Origin of the sequence: Sphingobacterium sp. HSC-15S19, from assembly GCF_050433745.1 — a bacterium.
Taxonomy (GTDB): Bacteria; Bacteroidota; Bacteroidia; order Sphingobacteriales; family Sphingobacteriaceae; genus Sphingobacterium; species Sphingobacterium siyangense.
Genome location: NZ_JBNPWQ010000008.1, coordinates 124,036 through 140,306 on the forward strand (window position 1 = coordinate 124,036; position 16,271 = coordinate 140,306).

At 38.8% G+C, this 16,271-nt stretch carries 17 protein-coding genes; 3 read left to right on the forward strand and 14 right to left on the reverse strand.

Translation table 11 applies throughout. From position 1 onward, the window contains the following. Positions 1 to 46: 46 nt before the first annotated feature. From L1283_RS08470 to L1283_RS08495, 6 genes are all read right to left on the reverse strand, one after another. Entirely contained in the window at positions 47 to 634 is a 588-nt protein-coding gene (locus L1283_RS08470; RefSeq protein ID WP_075992871.1) for a porin family protein, read from the reverse strand. A gap of 313 nt (positions 635 to 947) precedes the next feature. Beyond that, a complete protein-coding gene (gene dnaJ / locus L1283_RS08475; RefSeq protein ID WP_046672894.1) occupies positions 948 to 2,102 on the reverse strand; it encodes a molecular chaperone DnaJ in 1,155 nt (384 codons plus the stop codon). Positions 2,103 to 2,112: 10 nt separating this feature from the next. Beyond that, positions 2,113 to 2,664: a nucleotide exchange factor GrpE gene (locus L1283_RS08480; RefSeq protein ID WP_046672893.1), complete on the reverse strand. Its 552-nt coding sequence runs from the start codon at positions 2,662 to 2,664 to the stop codon at positions 2,113 to 2,115. A gap of 152 nt (positions 2,665 to 2,816) precedes the next feature. Continuing rightward, the gene (locus tag L1283_RS08485; protein ID WP_286848986.1) at positions 2,817 to 3,497 is read right to left on the reverse strand and encodes a cell division ATP-binding protein FtsE; all 681 of its coding nucleotides are present in this window, start codon (positions 3,495 to 3,497) and stop codon (positions 2,817 to 2,819) included. Between the two features lie 5 nt (positions 3,498 to 3,502). Next, positions 3,503 to 3,706: a fructose-6-phosphate aldolase gene (locus L1283_RS08490; RefSeq protein ID WP_108631977.1), complete on the reverse strand. Its 204-nt coding sequence runs from the start codon at positions 3,704 to 3,706 to the stop codon at positions 3,503 to 3,505. 55 nt (positions 3,707 to 3,761) lie between these two features. After that, complete coding sequence (locus tag L1283_RS08495) at positions 3,762 to 4,775, reverse strand: acyl-CoA reductase (protein WP_286848984.1); 1,014 nt, start codon at positions 4,773 to 4,775, stop codon at positions 3,762 to 3,764. 156 nt (positions 4,776 to 4,931) lie between these two features. Here L1283_RS08495 and L1283_RS08500 point away from each other — a divergent pair, with 156 nt between their 5' ends. The 3 genes from L1283_RS08500 to L1283_RS08510 all read left to right on the forward strand — a co-directional run bounded on the left by L1283_RS08500 (position 4,932) and on the right by L1283_RS08510 (position 7,348). Further along, positions 4,932 to 5,282, forward strand: a complete 351-nt coding sequence (locus L1283_RS08500; RefSeq protein WP_046672889.1) for a 4Fe-4S dicluster domain-containing protein — start codon at positions 4,932 to 4,934, stop codon at positions 5,280 to 5,282. A 175-nt stretch (positions 5,283 to 5,457) separates the two neighbouring features. Then, positions 5,458 to 6,894 carry a dicarboxylate/amino acid:cation symporter gene (locus tag L1283_RS08505; protein ID WP_088161764.1) on the forward strand — a complete coding sequence of 479 codons (1,437 nt, stop codon included), beginning with the start codon at positions 5,458 to 5,460 and terminating at the stop codon, positions 6,892 to 6,894. Between the two features lie 208 nt (positions 6,895 to 7,102). Further along, positions 7,103 to 7,348: a hypothetical protein gene (locus L1283_RS08510; protein WP_088161763.1), complete on the forward strand. Its 246-nt coding sequence runs from the start codon at positions 7,103 to 7,105 to the stop codon at positions 7,346 to 7,348. A 22-nt stretch (positions 7,349 to 7,370) separates the two neighbouring features. Here the strand turns inward: L1283_RS08510 and L1283_RS08515 are convergent, their stop codons facing one another. The 8 genes from L1283_RS08515 to L1283_RS08550 all read right to left on the reverse strand — a co-directional run bounded on the left by L1283_RS08515 (position 7,371) and on the right by L1283_RS08550 (position 16,258). Then, positions 7,371 to 7,790, reverse strand: a complete 420-nt coding sequence (locus L1283_RS08515; RefSeq protein WP_232475541.1) for a YchJ family protein — start codon at positions 7,788 to 7,790, stop codon at positions 7,371 to 7,373. Beyond that, positions 7,768 to 8,580 (reverse strand): methionine ABC transporter substrate-binding lipoprotein MetQ, encoded by an 813-nt coding sequence (metQ, locus tag L1283_RS08520; RefSeq protein ID WP_088161762.1) that lies wholly within the window; start codon positions 8,578 to 8,580, stop codon positions 7,768 to 7,770. The genes L1283_RS08515 and metQ overlap by 23 nt, the downstream gene beginning before the upstream one ends. A gap of 15 nt (positions 8,581 to 8,595) precedes the next feature. Next, a complete protein-coding gene (gene metI / locus L1283_RS08525; protein ID WP_088161761.1) occupies positions 8,596 to 9,249 on the reverse strand; it encodes a methionine ABC transporter permease MetI in 654 nt (217 codons plus the stop codon). Further along, a complete protein-coding gene (locus tag L1283_RS08530) occupies positions 9,242 to 10,261 on the reverse strand; it encodes a methionine ABC transporter ATP-binding protein (RefSeq protein WP_286848981.1) in 1,020 nt (339 codons plus the stop codon). Before L1283_RS08530 ends, metI begins: the two co-directional genes overlap by 8 nt. Positions 10,262 to 10,410: 149 nt before the next feature. Further along, positions 10,411 to 11,271: a fumarylacetoacetate hydrolase family protein gene (locus L1283_RS08535; protein WP_286733275.1), complete on the reverse strand. Its 861-nt coding sequence runs from the start codon at positions 11,269 to 11,271 to the stop codon at positions 10,411 to 10,413. Between the two features lie 58 nt (positions 11,272 to 11,329). Then, the gene (locus L1283_RS08540; protein WP_286848979.1) at positions 11,330 to 12,262 is read right to left on the reverse strand and encodes a TIGR01777 family oxidoreductase; all 933 of its coding nucleotides are present in this window, start codon (positions 12,260 to 12,262) and stop codon (positions 11,330 to 11,332) included. Between the two features lie 176 nt (positions 12,263 to 12,438). After that, positions 12,439 to 13,272: a DUF3347 domain-containing protein gene (locus tag L1283_RS08545; protein ID WP_286848977.1), complete on the reverse strand. Its 834-nt coding sequence runs from the start codon at positions 13,270 to 13,272 to the stop codon at positions 12,439 to 12,441. Positions 13,273 to 13,879: 607 nt separating this feature from the next. Beyond that, positions 13,880 to 16,258, reverse strand: a complete 2,379-nt coding sequence (locus L1283_RS08550; RefSeq protein WP_429626001.1) for a hypothetical protein — start codon at positions 16,256 to 16,258, stop codon at positions 13,880 to 13,882. Positions 16,259 to 16,271: the final 13 nt, after the last annotated feature.

Here is a 16,271-nt window from a genome sequence, read left to right on the forward strand (position 1 = left end):
GGCTATAAATAATTATAGCCTTTTCTATTGTCAGACGCCTTATTGACTAGAAGTGGAATTGTACACCTAAAGTTGGCGCTAATGAGTTGACATTCAAACCAAATGTATTTACTGCAACGTCATTTGTTTTATCTTTATTGTAGTTGTAGTATAAACCTCTGACTTTTAATTCGATACCGATTTTGCTTGTCGGGAAGTAAGCTAAACCCGGAGCTAGTTCCACACCATATGATTCGAATTTATTTTTTGTCTCTACGTTATTTACTTCAGTTGTAGTTGTACCCCATGCCATTGGAACTGATAATTGAGCAAAGAATCTTACCGGGCCGTTTGCAGAGTACTTTCTAGCGAAAGGTGATACCTGAAAAGCATCGTTTTTAATACTATTATCTTTACTTGTTTCAGTTTTTCCCCAGTTATAACCAATTCCAGTACCAATTGCCAAGTTGTCGCTTACAAAGTAACCAACTGTTGGGTTGATTGAGAATGAATTATTTTTATGGTCAGTATCTTTCACTTTTGATGTTTCGAAGCCAAGTTGACCACCAACCATAATTTTTCCTTGTTCAGTTTGAGCTTGTGCTGCTATTGTTAAACCTGCAATGGCAGTCAATGTTAGTAAAACTTTTTTCATGTCTTTTTTATTTAATAGTTTGTTTTAATTTGCCAGTAATTACTTCCTGACTTTTTAAATTTGTTAGTCAAATATCGAAATCTTATTTTGATTTTTTGTCACTGGATTGTCTAGATGTTTTATCATTATTGTAAATTATAGTGGTTCAATTGATTAAAATTTGATGTATTTTTATTTTTATCGTTTCCATTTAACAATAATGATATTGGGCTGACTTTTTGTTTTCAATTGTCAATTTCAAGTAAGAAGATAAAAAAAAAGCCATTTGTCAGCAGCGGACAAATGGCTTTTTTTTGTATTTGAAAGACCGGTTTTAATCGAAATATTCTTTGATTCGCTCGAAGAATGATTTTTCACTTTTACCTGGTTGAGGTTTAAAGTTTGGCGATTCTTTCAGTTTGTTCAATAATTCTTTTTCTTCGTTAGATACGGCTTTTGGTGTCCAGATATTAACGTATACAAGTTGGTCCCCTTTGTGATAAGAGTTGACTTCAGGAATACCTTTTCCTTTTAACCGTAAAATTTTACCACCTTGTGTGCCGGGCTCAATTTTGATCTTCGCTTTCCCATCTATTGTAGGGACTTCAACGCTTGTGCCTAAGGTCGCATCTACGAAATTAATGTATAGGTCATAGATCACATTTAGTCCGTCACGTTTTAGACTTTCGTGTGGTACTTCTTCGATCAGGATAATTAAATCTCCTGGTACACCACCACGCGGAGCAGCATTTCCTTTTCCACTCATGGAAAGTTGCATGCCTTCACTTACTCCTGCAGGAATATTGATTGCGATTGTTTCCTCACCGCGTTCGAGTCCTTCACCTCTACAAGTTGTACATTTTGCTGTAATTTCAACGCCTTCACCATTACAAGTAGGGCAAGTGCTTGTTGTTTGCATTTGTCCTAAGATGGTATTTGTTACTCTTCTAACTGATCCAGATCCCCCACAGGTTTTACAGGTATGGAAAGAAGATTTATCTTTAGCACCAGATCCGTCACAAGAATGACAGACCACTTGTTTGTTAACCTTTACCTTTTTCTCGACGCCTTTGGCAATTTCTTCGAGTGTTAATTTAACTTTTATGCGTAAGTTGCTTCCACGAGCTACCCGACGGCCGCCACGCTGGCCACCACCGCCGCCAAAGAAACTTTCAAATGGATGTCCTCCACCAAAGATATCACCAAATTGGCTGAATATGTCTTCCATATTCATGCCGCCGCCACCGCCAAAGCCACCACTTGCCGAATTACCGGCATGGCCAAATTGGTCATAACGTTGACGTTTTTGTGGATTGCTCAAGATATCGTATGCCTCAGCAGCTTCCTTAAACTGTTCCTCAGCTTCATGATCACCAGGATTTTTATCCGGGTGGTATTTAATCGCCAATTTGCGATATGCTGATTTAATCTCCTTCTCGTCCGCTGATCGCGAGACACCAAGTATATCGTAATAATCTCTTTTTGACATCGTCTTAATATTATTGACCTATAACTACCTTTGCGTGACGGATCACTTTGTCACCTAAGTAGTACCCCTTTTCGATCACGTCCACTACTTTATTCTTTAATTCTGCTGTGGGTGCAGGAATTGCCGTGATAGCTTCTTGTAATTCAGGATCGAAGGCTTGGCCTGTAGCTTCCATTTCCTTTAACCCCAATTGCGACAACGTTTGTCTGAATTTGTTGTTAACAATATCCATTCCTGTTTTTACAGATTCAACATCTGTCGCTGTTTCCATGGCTGTTAACGCTCTGTCAAAATCATCTAGTGTAGGTAATAGCTTACTGATGACATCTTTTCCAGCTGATTGAATCAATTCAACACGTTCTTTGCTTGTACGTTTTCTATAATTGTCAAATTCAGCAGAAAGACGAATGTATTTATCCTTTGCCTCTGCCAATTCTGCAGCCAATTTCTCTTCAGTAGACAGTTCTTCTGCTATATTATCAGCAGGCTGTTCCTGTTGTTCAGAAGAATTTGTTTCTACTGGATCTTGACCTTCATCGTAATAATTATCTTGCTCATTCATATCTTCAATGCTAAAATTAGATTCAAAAATTTACTCTATGCTTCGTTTGTCAAAGTTTTTGCCAAACAATAAAATTCCGACAGCTTGTCAGATTTTATTAAAAAAGCCTAACAATTTGTCGGAATCTCATTTTTTATATGTCAGTTTTCCGTCTAGATACTGACATTGTCCTGTAATACCCCATCGGCGGTCTTGATGATGCGTGATGGCATATTACGGATAATGGTATAATCGTGTGTTGCCATTAAAATAGCTGTTCCGGAATTGGCAATGTCACGTAATAATAAGACGATTTCTTCTGACGTAGCAGGATCCAAGTTACCGGTAGGCTCATCTGCCAGAATAATTTCGGGGTTATTTAATAATGCGCGGGCAATTACAATGCGCTGTTGTTCACCACCAGAAAGTTCATGGGGCATTTTCTTAAGTTTCGAACGAAGCCCAACTTTCTCCAGTACATCCAATATACGGTTGTCGATCATTTTCTTATCTTTCCAGCCTGTTGCTTTCAGTGCAAATTCGAGATTTTTCTCGATGCTTCTATCGGATAAAAGATGAAAATCCTGGAATACAATACCCAATTTTCTACGCAAATAGGGGACATCATTTTCGTGCAACTTTTTAAGGTCAAAGCCTGCAATCATTCCTTCACCATTACCGATGTATAAATCGCCGTAAATGATTTTTAGTAAACTACTTTTTCCACTACCGGACTGGCCGATCAGGTAAATAAACTCTCCTTTACCAATGTTTAAATTGACATTGGACAAGACCAGATGTTTTTGTTGGAAGATATCAACGTTTTTTAATGTAATTACTTTATTTTCAATCATGGAAGCTAAAATTCTAATTTTTTAATTTGCCCAAAAGGCATTTCTTTAACCAGTTGCATGATATATTCTGCCTTTTCTCCTAATCCAATCTTATCGAGTGATTTATCTGGGCGGTCGACTCTAAAATATGCCAGCAAGGTGAAGGCATCATCTCTTAATTGAACATAATCAGGGATTTTGGCGACACCTCTTACTTTAATGATATACATGATTTCAAAGTTAGTATTTTTAATGCAATTTATTTACTATGAATTTAAAGGAAGCTTATTGGTTTGCGAATAAAAAATCCAGTGTATTCACGCCATCAGCAAAATCATCTAAAGCAGGGCATTGGCTTTCTCCAAAATGAAATACCGGCGACGGCACATTTAATGCTATTTCTGATACAATACATTGGATATTTTCTTGCGCTAGTTTGAGCTTATTTTCAACTTCAGCCAGTGTTTCGTATGTTTCGTAATAAACCACAGCAAGGGGAGAAGCCGTGCGCTCATCTTCTTTGAGCAATAAAAATCCATTATCAAAATGCTTGTCGCCATTGATCAGATAGATGGATTTGTTATAGTCGTAATTGTTATTGTATTTAAAATGCTCTGTCATGCTGTTAAAAGCAGCGATACCTTCAAAGAAGTGTGCTATTGGGTAGTCTTTTGGAATAAATAGCTTTGATACAGAGCGACAGCCCAACCCAAAATAATCAAAGATGTCGTGTCCCAGTGATTCCAACTGGTTAGAAGATTCTTGGCCGCCGATAACGGCAATACTATTTCTATTGCGACGAATAATATGTGGTTTGGTGCCAAAATAGTAATCAAAGTAACGGGCGCTATTGTTGGAGCCCGTTGCAATAACCAGATCGAAATCTTTTAGTATGTCAACAATTTCAAAGGCATCATTAAAGTATGGGTCAATTTGTTTAAGCAGGTTGAGCACATAGCTTGTTAATCCTGCATCGTCCGATGAGACTTTGATTTTTGCTGTAAAGCCGCTGATCAGTACCGATAGGATATCATGGAAGCCAACCAATGGAATATTTCCGGCCAGAATTAAACCTACAATTTTCGTTGAATGAAGATCTGGATATGGCGCCAACCAGTGATTCAGCTTTTCTATTGTCAAATTGGCAGCAATGGTTTGAATGGCGCGTTCAACATTTTGAGGGGTATACCAAGGGTTTTTATGTTGGGCGAATTGAATGATTTGAATCAAATCTTCAGGGCGCTTTTGCAGCTGTTCGCCTAATTTTACAAATGCATTTATTCGTTGTTGCTTTGTCAAAATATTAAAATTTTAAAAGATGAATACACAAATTTGTATTATATTTGTGCTGTTAACATTAATCAACGTGAATCAACTAGCCTTATTGTTCAATCAGACGTTGTTTCATATTGATAATGCAAAAATAGTTTATTTATCATAATTGTGAGGTTATAAATGGCGATTAAAATTACAGACGAATGCATTAACTGTGGTGCTTGCGAACCGGAATGCCCAAATAATGCAATATACGATGCTGGTGTAACTTGGAAATTCTCAGACGGGACGGCTTTGGATGGGGTTATCGATTTTGGCGATGGTGTTACACTAGATGCCAACGAGTCTCAAGAAGCAATCTCTAATGAAGTCTATTATATTGTTTCAGATAAATGTACAGAATGTGTAGGTTTCCACGATGAGCCTCAATGTGCAGCGGTTTGCCCTGTGGATTGTTGTGTGGATGACGAAGATGTACGTGAATCGAACGATGAGCTATTAGCGAAAAAAGCTTGGTTACACGCGGAATAAATTTAGTACTCCGTTAAAATATAAGGCAGGATAATAAATTTTCCTGCCTTTTTTGTGTTTTTCTATTTTGGCGAAATCGATATTTTGTTGCGAAACTCGGCTATTTGGAATAATAATATTTGCAAAAGCATAGTATTTTTTTATTTTTGTTTTTTTGACCATTAAAATCTTTTAAATGTTAAAAACCAAAATAGGGTTGATGACCCTGATCACAGTTACATTAGCTTGTATCATTGCTGTATTATACGAATTTGAGGTTGTAGGCTTTTCGCATGAATTTCTAATGGCTGTCCGTTGGATAGTTGCTACCGTTTTGGTTGTAAATGCGCTCTTTAAGAAAAATTTGACCACTTGGATTTTAACCTGTATGATTATGGGGATATTTGTCGGGTTGGATTTTCCAAATCTAGCGATTTCCCTGCAACCTTTGAGTAAAGGTTTTATTAAGTTAGTCAAGACGATTGTGGGCCCAATTCTCTTTGCTACGCTTGTTTATGGAATTGCAGGCCATTCTGATTTGAAACAGGTGGGACGTATGGCATGGAAATCCATGCTTTATTTCTTTTGCGCAACAACATGTGCTATTTTTATTGGTTTAGGTGCGATAAACCTGACTCGGGCAGGAGTGGGCGTTGATGTTGCACATATGCCACATGAAGAACTGCCTGTACCGAAAGAAAGTATGGATGAGCATATCCTCAAAACACTTCCGGACCATGTACATCCTGTATACAAGTTTACTTCTTTTATACGCGACTTGTTCCCTGAAAATATCGTCAAATCTGTTGCCGATAATCAAGTTTTACAGATTGTTGTATTTTCAATTTTGTTTGGGATTGGATTGGCAATGGTAGATGAGAAAAAGCGTAAACCCCTGGTTGATTTTACCGAGAGTATGTCTGAAACCATGTTTAAGTTTACGAACATGATTATGTACTTTGCGCCTATTGGAGTTGGTGCCGCTATGGCCTACACGGTGGGGCATCTCGGTGTCGATATTCTAAAGAATCTTTTCATGCTTTTGGCGACGCTGTATTTTGCTTTGGTGTGTTTTTTATGTCTGGTTCTTCTTCCGGTGGCACTTTATCTAAAAATACCTGTGAAACGTTTTATTAATGCGATTAAGGAACCTGTTTCGATTGCATTTGCGACTACAAGTTCAGATGCGGCATTACCGAAAGCAATGAGTGCGATGGAGAAATTTGGTGTACCACGTAAGATTGTTTCGTTTGTAATTCCCACAGGATATAGTTTTAACTTGGATGGTACTTCACTTTATTTATCATTGGCTGCGATCTTTGTCGCTCAGGCGGCTGGTATCCATTTGTCGTTTGGACATCAATTAATGATTGCATTTACATTGATGATCACCTCTAAAGGTGTTGCTGCTGTACCAAGGGCTTCATTAATTATTTTGATTGCGACAGCGGATCAATTTGGTTTACCAACATTTGTCATTGCTGCAATTTTAGGTATCGATGAACTCATGGATATGGCGCGTACCTCTGTCAATGTAATCGGAAATTGTTTGGCAACCGTTGTTGTTGCGAAATGGGAGGGCGAGTTTGATGAAGAAGCTCCTTACCGCGAAGATACTGAAGAGGCGATCTAATAGAAATAACTGACGAATATTCGTTGAAGAAAGCAGTCTTGACATTCCGTTGAGACTGCTTTTTTATTGTCTTTAGCTCGCGTTGATGATTTGGCTACGCTTATTTATTATATTTAGCGCTGTAAATACCGTTCTTTAAACCAAATAGAACTTTAAACCAAATTCGTACAGGGAAATGAGACGATCTATGTTTTATTTTTTGTGTGTAATGATTACGATCAATATGGCATTTGCTCAAACAAAGACGACTGTTGTCGATCGTGATTCATCCGTTTATATTGAAACCCAGGATGGGGTCAAACTTTTTGCGAAGTCTGCTGGAAATGGTCCGGTTTGTATTTTCGTACATGGAGGGCGAGGTGTCTGGAGTAAGTCGTTTGAGGAGATGGGAGGTCGTGGTCTTGAAAAAGCTGCTTGCAAGCTGTTGTTGACGGCATGGTATCCTTTACACTAGCTTGCAAGCGAAATATGTTATATCAACGTCCGTCAACGTAGTACCATAAATCATCTTGTTTTTTGAACGTAGACTTTTCATGGTGAATTTGAACTTCCATCTGTGGATCCAGGTAATGTGCTTCAAACTCGACAGTTTGGAATGTAGATTTAAGGATAGAGAGTTGCATCCATTTATTCTCCCGCGCCCATTGTCCGATTGCCTGTTTATTTTGGAACCGTCGTGTTGAGGGATGAAACGTATCGTATAGGAAATCGATCTGTTGTGCTACAAAGGCGCTATAACGTGCGCGCATCAATGCCTCCGCTGTGGTTGCTTTGGCATGGAAACGATGAATTTGCTGGCAGCATTCCCCATAGGTATTGCCAGAGCCACAAGGGCATAATTGACCTGATTCCATCACTTGAATGTTTAAAATTTTACCAGCCTTTAATAGCGCCATTTTTGAAGACTTTTTTTGCTGTCGCTTCTACTTCCGGTGACTGATACGCCTGGATAAACTGCTGCACCTTCTCATCGTTTTTATTATCTGAGCGGGCAACAATCAGATTGACATAAGGCGATTCTTTATCTTCTGTGAATAAGCCTTGTTTTTCGGGATCCAACCCAGCTTGAGAGGCGAAACTATTGTTGATGATAGCAATTGTAACTTGAGGATCATCTAGGACGCGAGGTAACTGTGGGGCCTCCATCTCTATGATCTTAACCTGTTTAGGGTTGCTGACAATATCTGTTACTTTAGGTTGGATACCTACATTTTCTTTTAGACCGATAATTCCCTCGCGTTGGAGAAGCAAAAGAGAGCGTCCTCCATTGGTAGGGTCATTTGGAATGGCAATAACGGCACCAGGTTGTAACTCTGTGATTGTTTTTATTTTCTTTGAATAGGCAACAATGGGGAATACAAACGTGTTTCCGACAATGGTTAATTTCGTGAAACCGCGTTGTTTGGATTGCTCCTGTAGATAGGGTTGATGCTGAAATACGTTTACATCGATATCACCCTGATTTAAGGCCTCATTAGGTACGACATAGTCGTTGAAAGCCACTAACTCAACATCAAGATTGAACTTTTCTTTTGCAACTTTCTTAGCCGTCTCCGCAAGCTCCTTTTCTGGGCCGGACACAACACCGACTTTGAGGATATTCTCTTTCTTTTCTCTGTTATTGCATGCTACAATCGATACAAGACTGAAGGCTAAGATTGCAAATGCATAGTTCAATTTTTTCATATGATATAATTTATGTTAACGATGGTTTACTTTTTTTGAGATGTAATCTCCTGTATACTGTAACAGGAATACTATTAAAATTAATAAAATTAGAACAGAATTCATGATAAAAGTATCATATCCGACATAACCATACTGATAGCCAATCTGTCCAAGTCCACCAGCACCTACAGCACCGCCCATTGCGGAGTAACCAACAAGTGTTATCAAGGTAATTGTCGCATTGTTTACTAGCGAGGGGAGAGCCTCCGGAAGCAAAACTTTGAAAATTACCTGTTGTGCATTTGCACCCATTGCTCTTGAGGCCTCAAGCAGGCCATTTGGAATTTCCAGAAGACTATTTTCCACAAGTCTTGCTATAAATGGGGCAGCACCTATGCTCAAGGGTACCAATGCTGCGGCCATACCGATTGATGTTCCGACAACGTTGCGTGTAAACGGAATCATCCATACGATAAGTATGATAAAGGGGATAGACCTAAACACATTCACCAGCAATGAAACAAGTTGGTGCATGGCTTTGTTTTCGAGCAGTTGATGTTTTCGGGTCAAGAACAGGTATATCCCGAGTGGGAGACCTAGGATAAAACCAAAGAAGCCTGATAAGAAAGTCATGGTTAGGGTTTCTAAAGTACCCGATAGCAGAAGATTAAATACCTGATCAGACATAGCCTAATATTTTAGTTTGTGCATGCTTTTCTTTTAAGAAAGATAGACTACGTGTTACATTTTCTTTTTCACCCGATAGTTCGGCCAATATAACACCAAATTTCATTTCGCCAATATAATCTATTTGAGCGGTAATGATATTTGTCTTGACTTGATATTGTTGTTCCAAATGCTGTATAAATGGGATGGATTCTTCATTTGAAGTTAGATAGATCTCTACGAGTGGGTTTCCAGCGCTTTTTAAGCGTTCCTGAAAACTTAGTGGAATTTCAACTTCAAGTGAAGACTGAATAAAGTTTTTAGTTGTTGTTTCCTGAGGATTGGCGAATATTGATTCTACCGGGCCGGTTTCAATCAATTCTCCGTGGTCTAATACGGCAACCTGATCGCAAATACTTTTTATAACATCCATCTCATGAGTAATCAACAATATCGTAAGGTCAAGCTGCTTATTGATTTTTTTTAGCAGTTTGAGGATGGATTTTGTAGTTGCGGGGTCTAAGGCACTTGTGGCCTCATCGCAAAGTAGAATGTAAGGATCATTGGCTAAAGCACGCGCGATAGCAACACGTTGTTTTTGGCCTCCGGAGAGATTTGCAGGGTACACGTCGGCTTTGTCTTCCAACCCGACCAAACGCAATAGTTCCAACACTTTTTGGCTAATAAATTCTTTCGATTTGCCTTCAAGCTCGAGCGGAAAGGATATATTTTCATACACTGTTCTTGATGATAGTAAGTTGAAGTGCTGAAAAATCATACCAATTTTTCTTCTTTTCAACATAAGACCAGTGGAAGATAGCGACATCAAGTCGTCATTTTCTATAATTACTTGTCCACTGTCTGGTCTTTCCAAAAGGTTGACGCAACGGATCAAAGTACTTTTGCCGGCTCCGGAAGCGCCTATTACACCAAAAATTTCACCTTTTTCAATAGACAGTGAGATGTCTTTTAAGGCATCAATACGTGCCGCTCTTACCTCAAAAGATTTGGATATGTTGTTTAGTTGAATCATTGACCCTGCAGGGATTTAGCAATTTTAGTTGGACAAATGGATGATGTTGATATAAATGTACACAAATGCCAGGGATAAAATAAAATGAAGTGAAAGAAAATGGGTTCTTTCAGACGGAAAAAGAATGAAAGAACCCAGATATATGTTTTTTACAACGCTTGATAAGCCGAAATCACCTGTTTTGCAGATCCTAGTCCATCGATGCCATATTCGATGATATCGCCATCTTTCAGGAATCTTTGTGGGGATTTGCCCATGCCAGATCCTGCAGGTGATCCTGTGGAAATGATGTCGCCTGGAAGTAAGCTCATAAAATGGCTTAAATAAGAAATCAATTTGGGTACACGATAGATAAAATCACTTGTATTGCCATCTTGCATAAGCTCACCATTGAGTTTAAGCCATATTTTTAAATTATCAATATCTGTGAATTCATCTTTGGTTGCTATAAATGGGCCAATAGGAGCGAAAGTATCACATCCTTTACCTTTATCCCAGGTTCCGCCACGCTCGATCTGAAATTCACGCTCTGTAACGTCATTGTGTAACACATAGCCAAACACATGGTCCAAAGCTTCTTCTTCAGTAACATAAGAAGCTTTTTTCCCAATTACAATGGCAAATTCGGTTTCCCAATCAGATTTTACAGAGAACTTCGGAAGGGTGATTCCATCAAAAGGGCCATTGAATGCAGATACAGATTTCATAAAGACAATAGGCTCGGAAGCTTGTTGCAATTTGGTTTCTTTGACGTGATCATCGAAATTAAGCCCTACACAAAGTATTTTGGACGGAGCTTCCAATGGTGTACCGATACGCTCGTTGTCGGCTATCTCTTTAAGCGTGTCGCCTTTTTCATTTATATATGTTTGAAGTCTTTCTAAATTTGCAATATCCGCAAAGAAATCGCGGTTGTATTGAAAATTTCCCTCTGAAACATCATATTTCTTTTCGTTTAAAATGACTCCCGCTTTTTCGGAGCCCTTTGCGCCATATCTAAAAATCTTCATAAGCCGCAAATATACGGATTTTGTCCCAAAAAGGGCAGAAATTAACGCGAATTAACAATTAATCAATATGTAAATTATCTATACAATTATTGTCCAAAAGGGGATATTTAAAAGGGAATTTTTCATTTACTATCTTTTTGTTGCTTACCCACGTACCATTGAGCACCATTTCCTGCCCTTTTTTTCCAAGCATAAATTTAATCAAAAATGACGGGACGGGTAGGGGAATATAGAATGGACCATATTTACGTTTGGCTATTCTTTTTGCAAACTCCGCGAGGGGAAGCGGTTCGGATGAACATGCATTATAAATTCCGGCTATGGTATCATTTTGTATGCCAAAGAGCAGCATCCGACAGAGATCATCCATATGGATCCAACTGAGTATCTGTTTTCCAGAGCCTAATACCGGAATTGAACGAAAGGGTAGGAAACGGTTAATTTCCTTGAGTAAGCCTTGATCCTTGCTGATAACTACTCCAAAACGGAAGACAATGAGTCTTTTTCCCAATGTTTCAATAGGTTTCACGCTTCCTTCCCAGAGGTTACATACCCAGGAGAGAAAATTTCCACCTTGTGGATCTCCTTCTTCAAAAGGTTTTTTTTGGTACTGATCGTCTGTTCCATACCAACCTATAGCGGAGGCCGATATGACTGCTTTTACTTGATTTGGTATTTGTTTTAGACTTTGATAGAGCAGTTGCCCGCTTTCTACCCTGCTGGCAATAATTTCTTGTTGATATGATTTTGTCCAGCGTTTCGAATTGAGGTTTGCCCCCGCCAGGTTGATGATATAGTCGGCTTCCTGAATTGATTTGACATCAATCTCCTGTTTACTGGGATCCCAATGTACGTAACGGACATTGTTTTGTATGGGATGAGACTTCGGATTTCTGGTAAAAATAATAACTTCATAGAAATTGGCAACCAATAGTTTTGTTAAATGAAGGCCTATAGCTCCAGCACCACCTGTAATAATTACTTTTTCCATGAATTGAACCTTGTTTTATAATATACGCGTGTTATCATTTAAGCGAACCAATTTCTGTTGATACTAAATATACTATTTTGGTTTATAAAAATCGACCATTGCGGCAGCAATTACAAAAAAAGGTTTATCTCGTGGGGAGATAAACCTTTTAAGAGTCGATTAAACGATCTTATTTGTTAAAGCGTTTGAATTGTGCTGCCACATGTTAACATCTGTGCGCCGTAATATGGATTTTTGATTTCTTTATGACGGCTTAACCAAGTCGCACCTTTGCCTTTGTTGAACATTGGACACTTTTGGTAATAAACAGAAGAAGACGGTTTCGAGTTTTTGGACAAACTATAGATATCTTCTGACAATAGCGCGAAGGCTTCTCGTTGTTTACTGATATCCTTTGCCTCTTGTAGGCTCTTCACTGTCGCTTTGAGTGATGTTGTTTTGGTTTTCCAGACCTCCTCTTCCGCTTTCGTTAGATCAGCAGTTTGTATTTTAGCGATTGCATCGGCAAGATCGTTTGCTAGGCCTGCAGCTTGTTTACTATCCGCAGCTACAAGTGCATCTTTAAGCAGAAAGTATTGGTCATAGATCTTTTGAAAATTGCTTGCGTTGCTGATGTCATCTACTGAAGCTACCGGCTCAGTGCTTACGTCTTGTGGGCTATCTGAAGCTGGAGGAGCTAAATTTCTTTCGTATTGGCAGCAAGCATGTAGTTTAGCATAAGTATCTTCCGCGGCAAGGTATTTTTCATTGTCATAGCCTGCTCCTGCGATACTTTTCAATACAGCATCTAAGGAAGTTTTCTTTGCGTCATAGGCTATTGTTGCTGTTTGGTTGTCTTCGTTCCATTCAACTTTAGCCTGAGCGGAGGCTCCTGCATTTTCTATTGTTTTTTTACACATACCGCAGTTTCCCGCAATTTTAACAGTGGTGTTCACGGTGTTGTTTTGTGCATAGTTTGTCAAGGACGATAGTATTAAAGCCCCTGTTATAATATAATGTTTGATTTTCATATGATTGGATGAAAGAATAAATAAAAATAAGTAATCAAAAATGATTGATAAATGATCAACGTATGGATTGTATGGATTAACTTATTTTTGGCGGGACCCAAGGACAAAAATATCCCTCAGAAATAAATGTTGGCGCTATGGGTTTATAATTTTTTTTGATTGCTATACCGCAAAGTTCATGATTTTGTTCAAGGGGATTGGAAATTGCCAAAAATGTACCGCTATACGTGCATTGACAATTGCAATTTTTACATGGTTTGTGATGTTTACAAAAAGCCTTTTTTTGGGAAGATTTAAATTTTGAACAACACTGGTCCTTTTTGTCAGTGATAGCATTACCTTGTGTGTGACTACTGTCTGCATTCATTTTATGGCAGGCAAAAGCGTCGGGTGCGCTTAAAAGGAAACCGAAGGTTAAAAATAGTAGTATAAGTCGCTTAAGTGCCATGTCAGCTCAAATATAATTGTTTTGGGTAGAATCTGCTTCCACTTTTAACTTTTTTTGGCATTATGGACTTTTTTATACGCTCCATGTTATTTGAGTTTGGGAGGACCAGATAACATGGAGCGACGTTTGGAATTCTTTTTTCGGAAAGCAAAGAAATACTTAAAACTTAAAACCAGAAAAAAAGCCGGGCTTTTTCCAGGTACGTTTATATTCATCAGCTAAAGGAGAATGATCCGAATAGGCGAGCGCTTCATCAAGCAAATTGTGTGCTTTTTTCAGATTCCCTGTTTTATAGTTTGCATATGCCTCTGCTAATTTAACCGATTCGACATCATCGTCGTAGCCCCAATCGCATTGCTGATAAATACCGTTGAAAACATTGACGTATTTATTTACTTCGTTTATATCTCCGTTTTCGGCGAAAAGTTCAATTCCAAATTTTAACCAAAGGACATAATCATTAGGCTCCATGACTGACTGTACCCAACTGTCATACGTTTGGAATATTTCTATACCCGCGCTAAATTCCGTAAGATAGTAATGGCTTTTAACAATGAGATAGAGCGTCTTTGCTTTATCGAAATTATCGATGATAAATTCCCGTTTATTTTTAAGGTATTTCCGCGCAGCGAGGTTCATGGACTTGTAATTGCTCTTTTCATTATATAGCTGCATCAACACATATTGAGGCTGTGCTTCATGTGGGTACCGTTGTGCCATATTTTCGTAATAGGAGACACGTTGCTCAAAATTATCCGACTCAATTATCTGATAGATAATATGTTCTATCCCATTTTTTGACGCTTCAAAGTCACGATAATGATAATCATCTAAATTGGGATGATCAATATAGAATTTGTAAATAAACTCGAGGAGCTGTTGGGCCCGGGATTGAATATTCGCTGATCGACCTAGTTGGTATTCAACATCGATTTGATGCATAAGCATGCGGTAACAAGGAGGAAATACAACAGACTCCATATCTTCAGCTTCTTCATCTTCTTCGGAGGTAAATTCTTGCTGCTCAAGGGTGGCTTCCAACGAAATCTGATAGGTGTCAAAGTACTGTTGAAGGACCTCCTCCAGACGTACGTAATCTTCCAATGCTGACAAGGTATCGGCTCGGGTGAAATGAAGTTCTTCAAAGTCGGAATAGCTTAATCCTTCGGTGGCGATAGCATAGGAGGTTTCTAGTTCACCGGCTTCTTTATACGCTAATGCTAGATTATTACAATTCATGGCCCGGTTGTGGGAGCCCCCAAAGTAGTCACTTTCGTACTTATTTTGTTCAAAATACTCCTTGAAAGCGTCGTAGGCTTGACGATAAAGTTCAAGGACGAGCAATTGTAGTGCAGATTGATCAACTGTGGTTAAGTTGTCCTGGGCGTGAATAAAATCAGATAGCGCGACAGCTTCATTATAACATTCACGGGGAAGGTCATGGAAAGTGGAAACCTGATCGTAAACTTTTCCATTGGCTTTAAGGGTACATTCGATCATACGTCGCCAGGATGTTGCATTCCAATTCCGTTCACCTACCATGGCCAGATATGGAATAGCCGCAGCATACTGTCCCTCGTCATAGAGATAGGCCGCCGCAAAATGGTAACCGACATAAGAATCAGGATAGGCATCGACCAATTTGAGTGCATGGAGATAATAATAGTCAAGCGGGATTCCGATTTCTTCTGAGTAATTGCGTTCAATGATAAGCTGATAGTAAAAGACCTCAGGGTGTTCATACCCCTCGGCAATCAATTCGTCAAATCGAGTATGCCATTTGACCAACTCCTGATGGATATGCAGGGCTGAGTTTTCCCCTTTGATAAGCTTAAGCAAAATCTGCAGTGCTAGGTCGATTGCTTTATTTTCGTAAGCAATTTCAGCGAGATCGACATAATTCATTTCATTGCTGCTGATGAAATGCTTAAAATCCGCTTCCATTAATGCTAAAATATTAGACTCATTGATCTGTTTGGTACGGTCAAGCAGGTATATTTTCTTTATCCAAAAGATGGAAAAATTATGATCCAAGGTTTCCCGTTCATCCTTGAATGTTTCTTTAACGAAATCAATGCTCGCCTCCAAAACTGGAAGCATCGCTGTATCGTCCTGGAGCCCTTCGTAGATGTTGGTTAAATAGTTGTGCCCATATCCGGACATATTGGGGGAAGCGATTAGTTTTTTTGCGTATTCGATGAATAGACCTTTATTGCCTTCAGTAATATGGAATTTTGGTCGACCAATTTGTGCTAATGTCGCTTGATTGTCCAAAACATAATTCAGTATATGATATAGGGTCGTTTCATTATCAGGTTCGATGGCCAATGCTTTTTGAAAATAGGGGATCATTTTTTCCTGAATAACATCGAAAATAGCTTCGTGGCCTTCATAGAATGCCTGATCATGATAGGCGATCGCAAGGTGTGTCCAAAGCGTAACATCTTGATCGTTTTGTCGCAGTTGGTTTTCTCCTTCAATGATAAATAAGTCTAGTTGTCCGCTGTAGAACAAATCATATATATTCTTTTCTTCCATTTATTGATTTTTA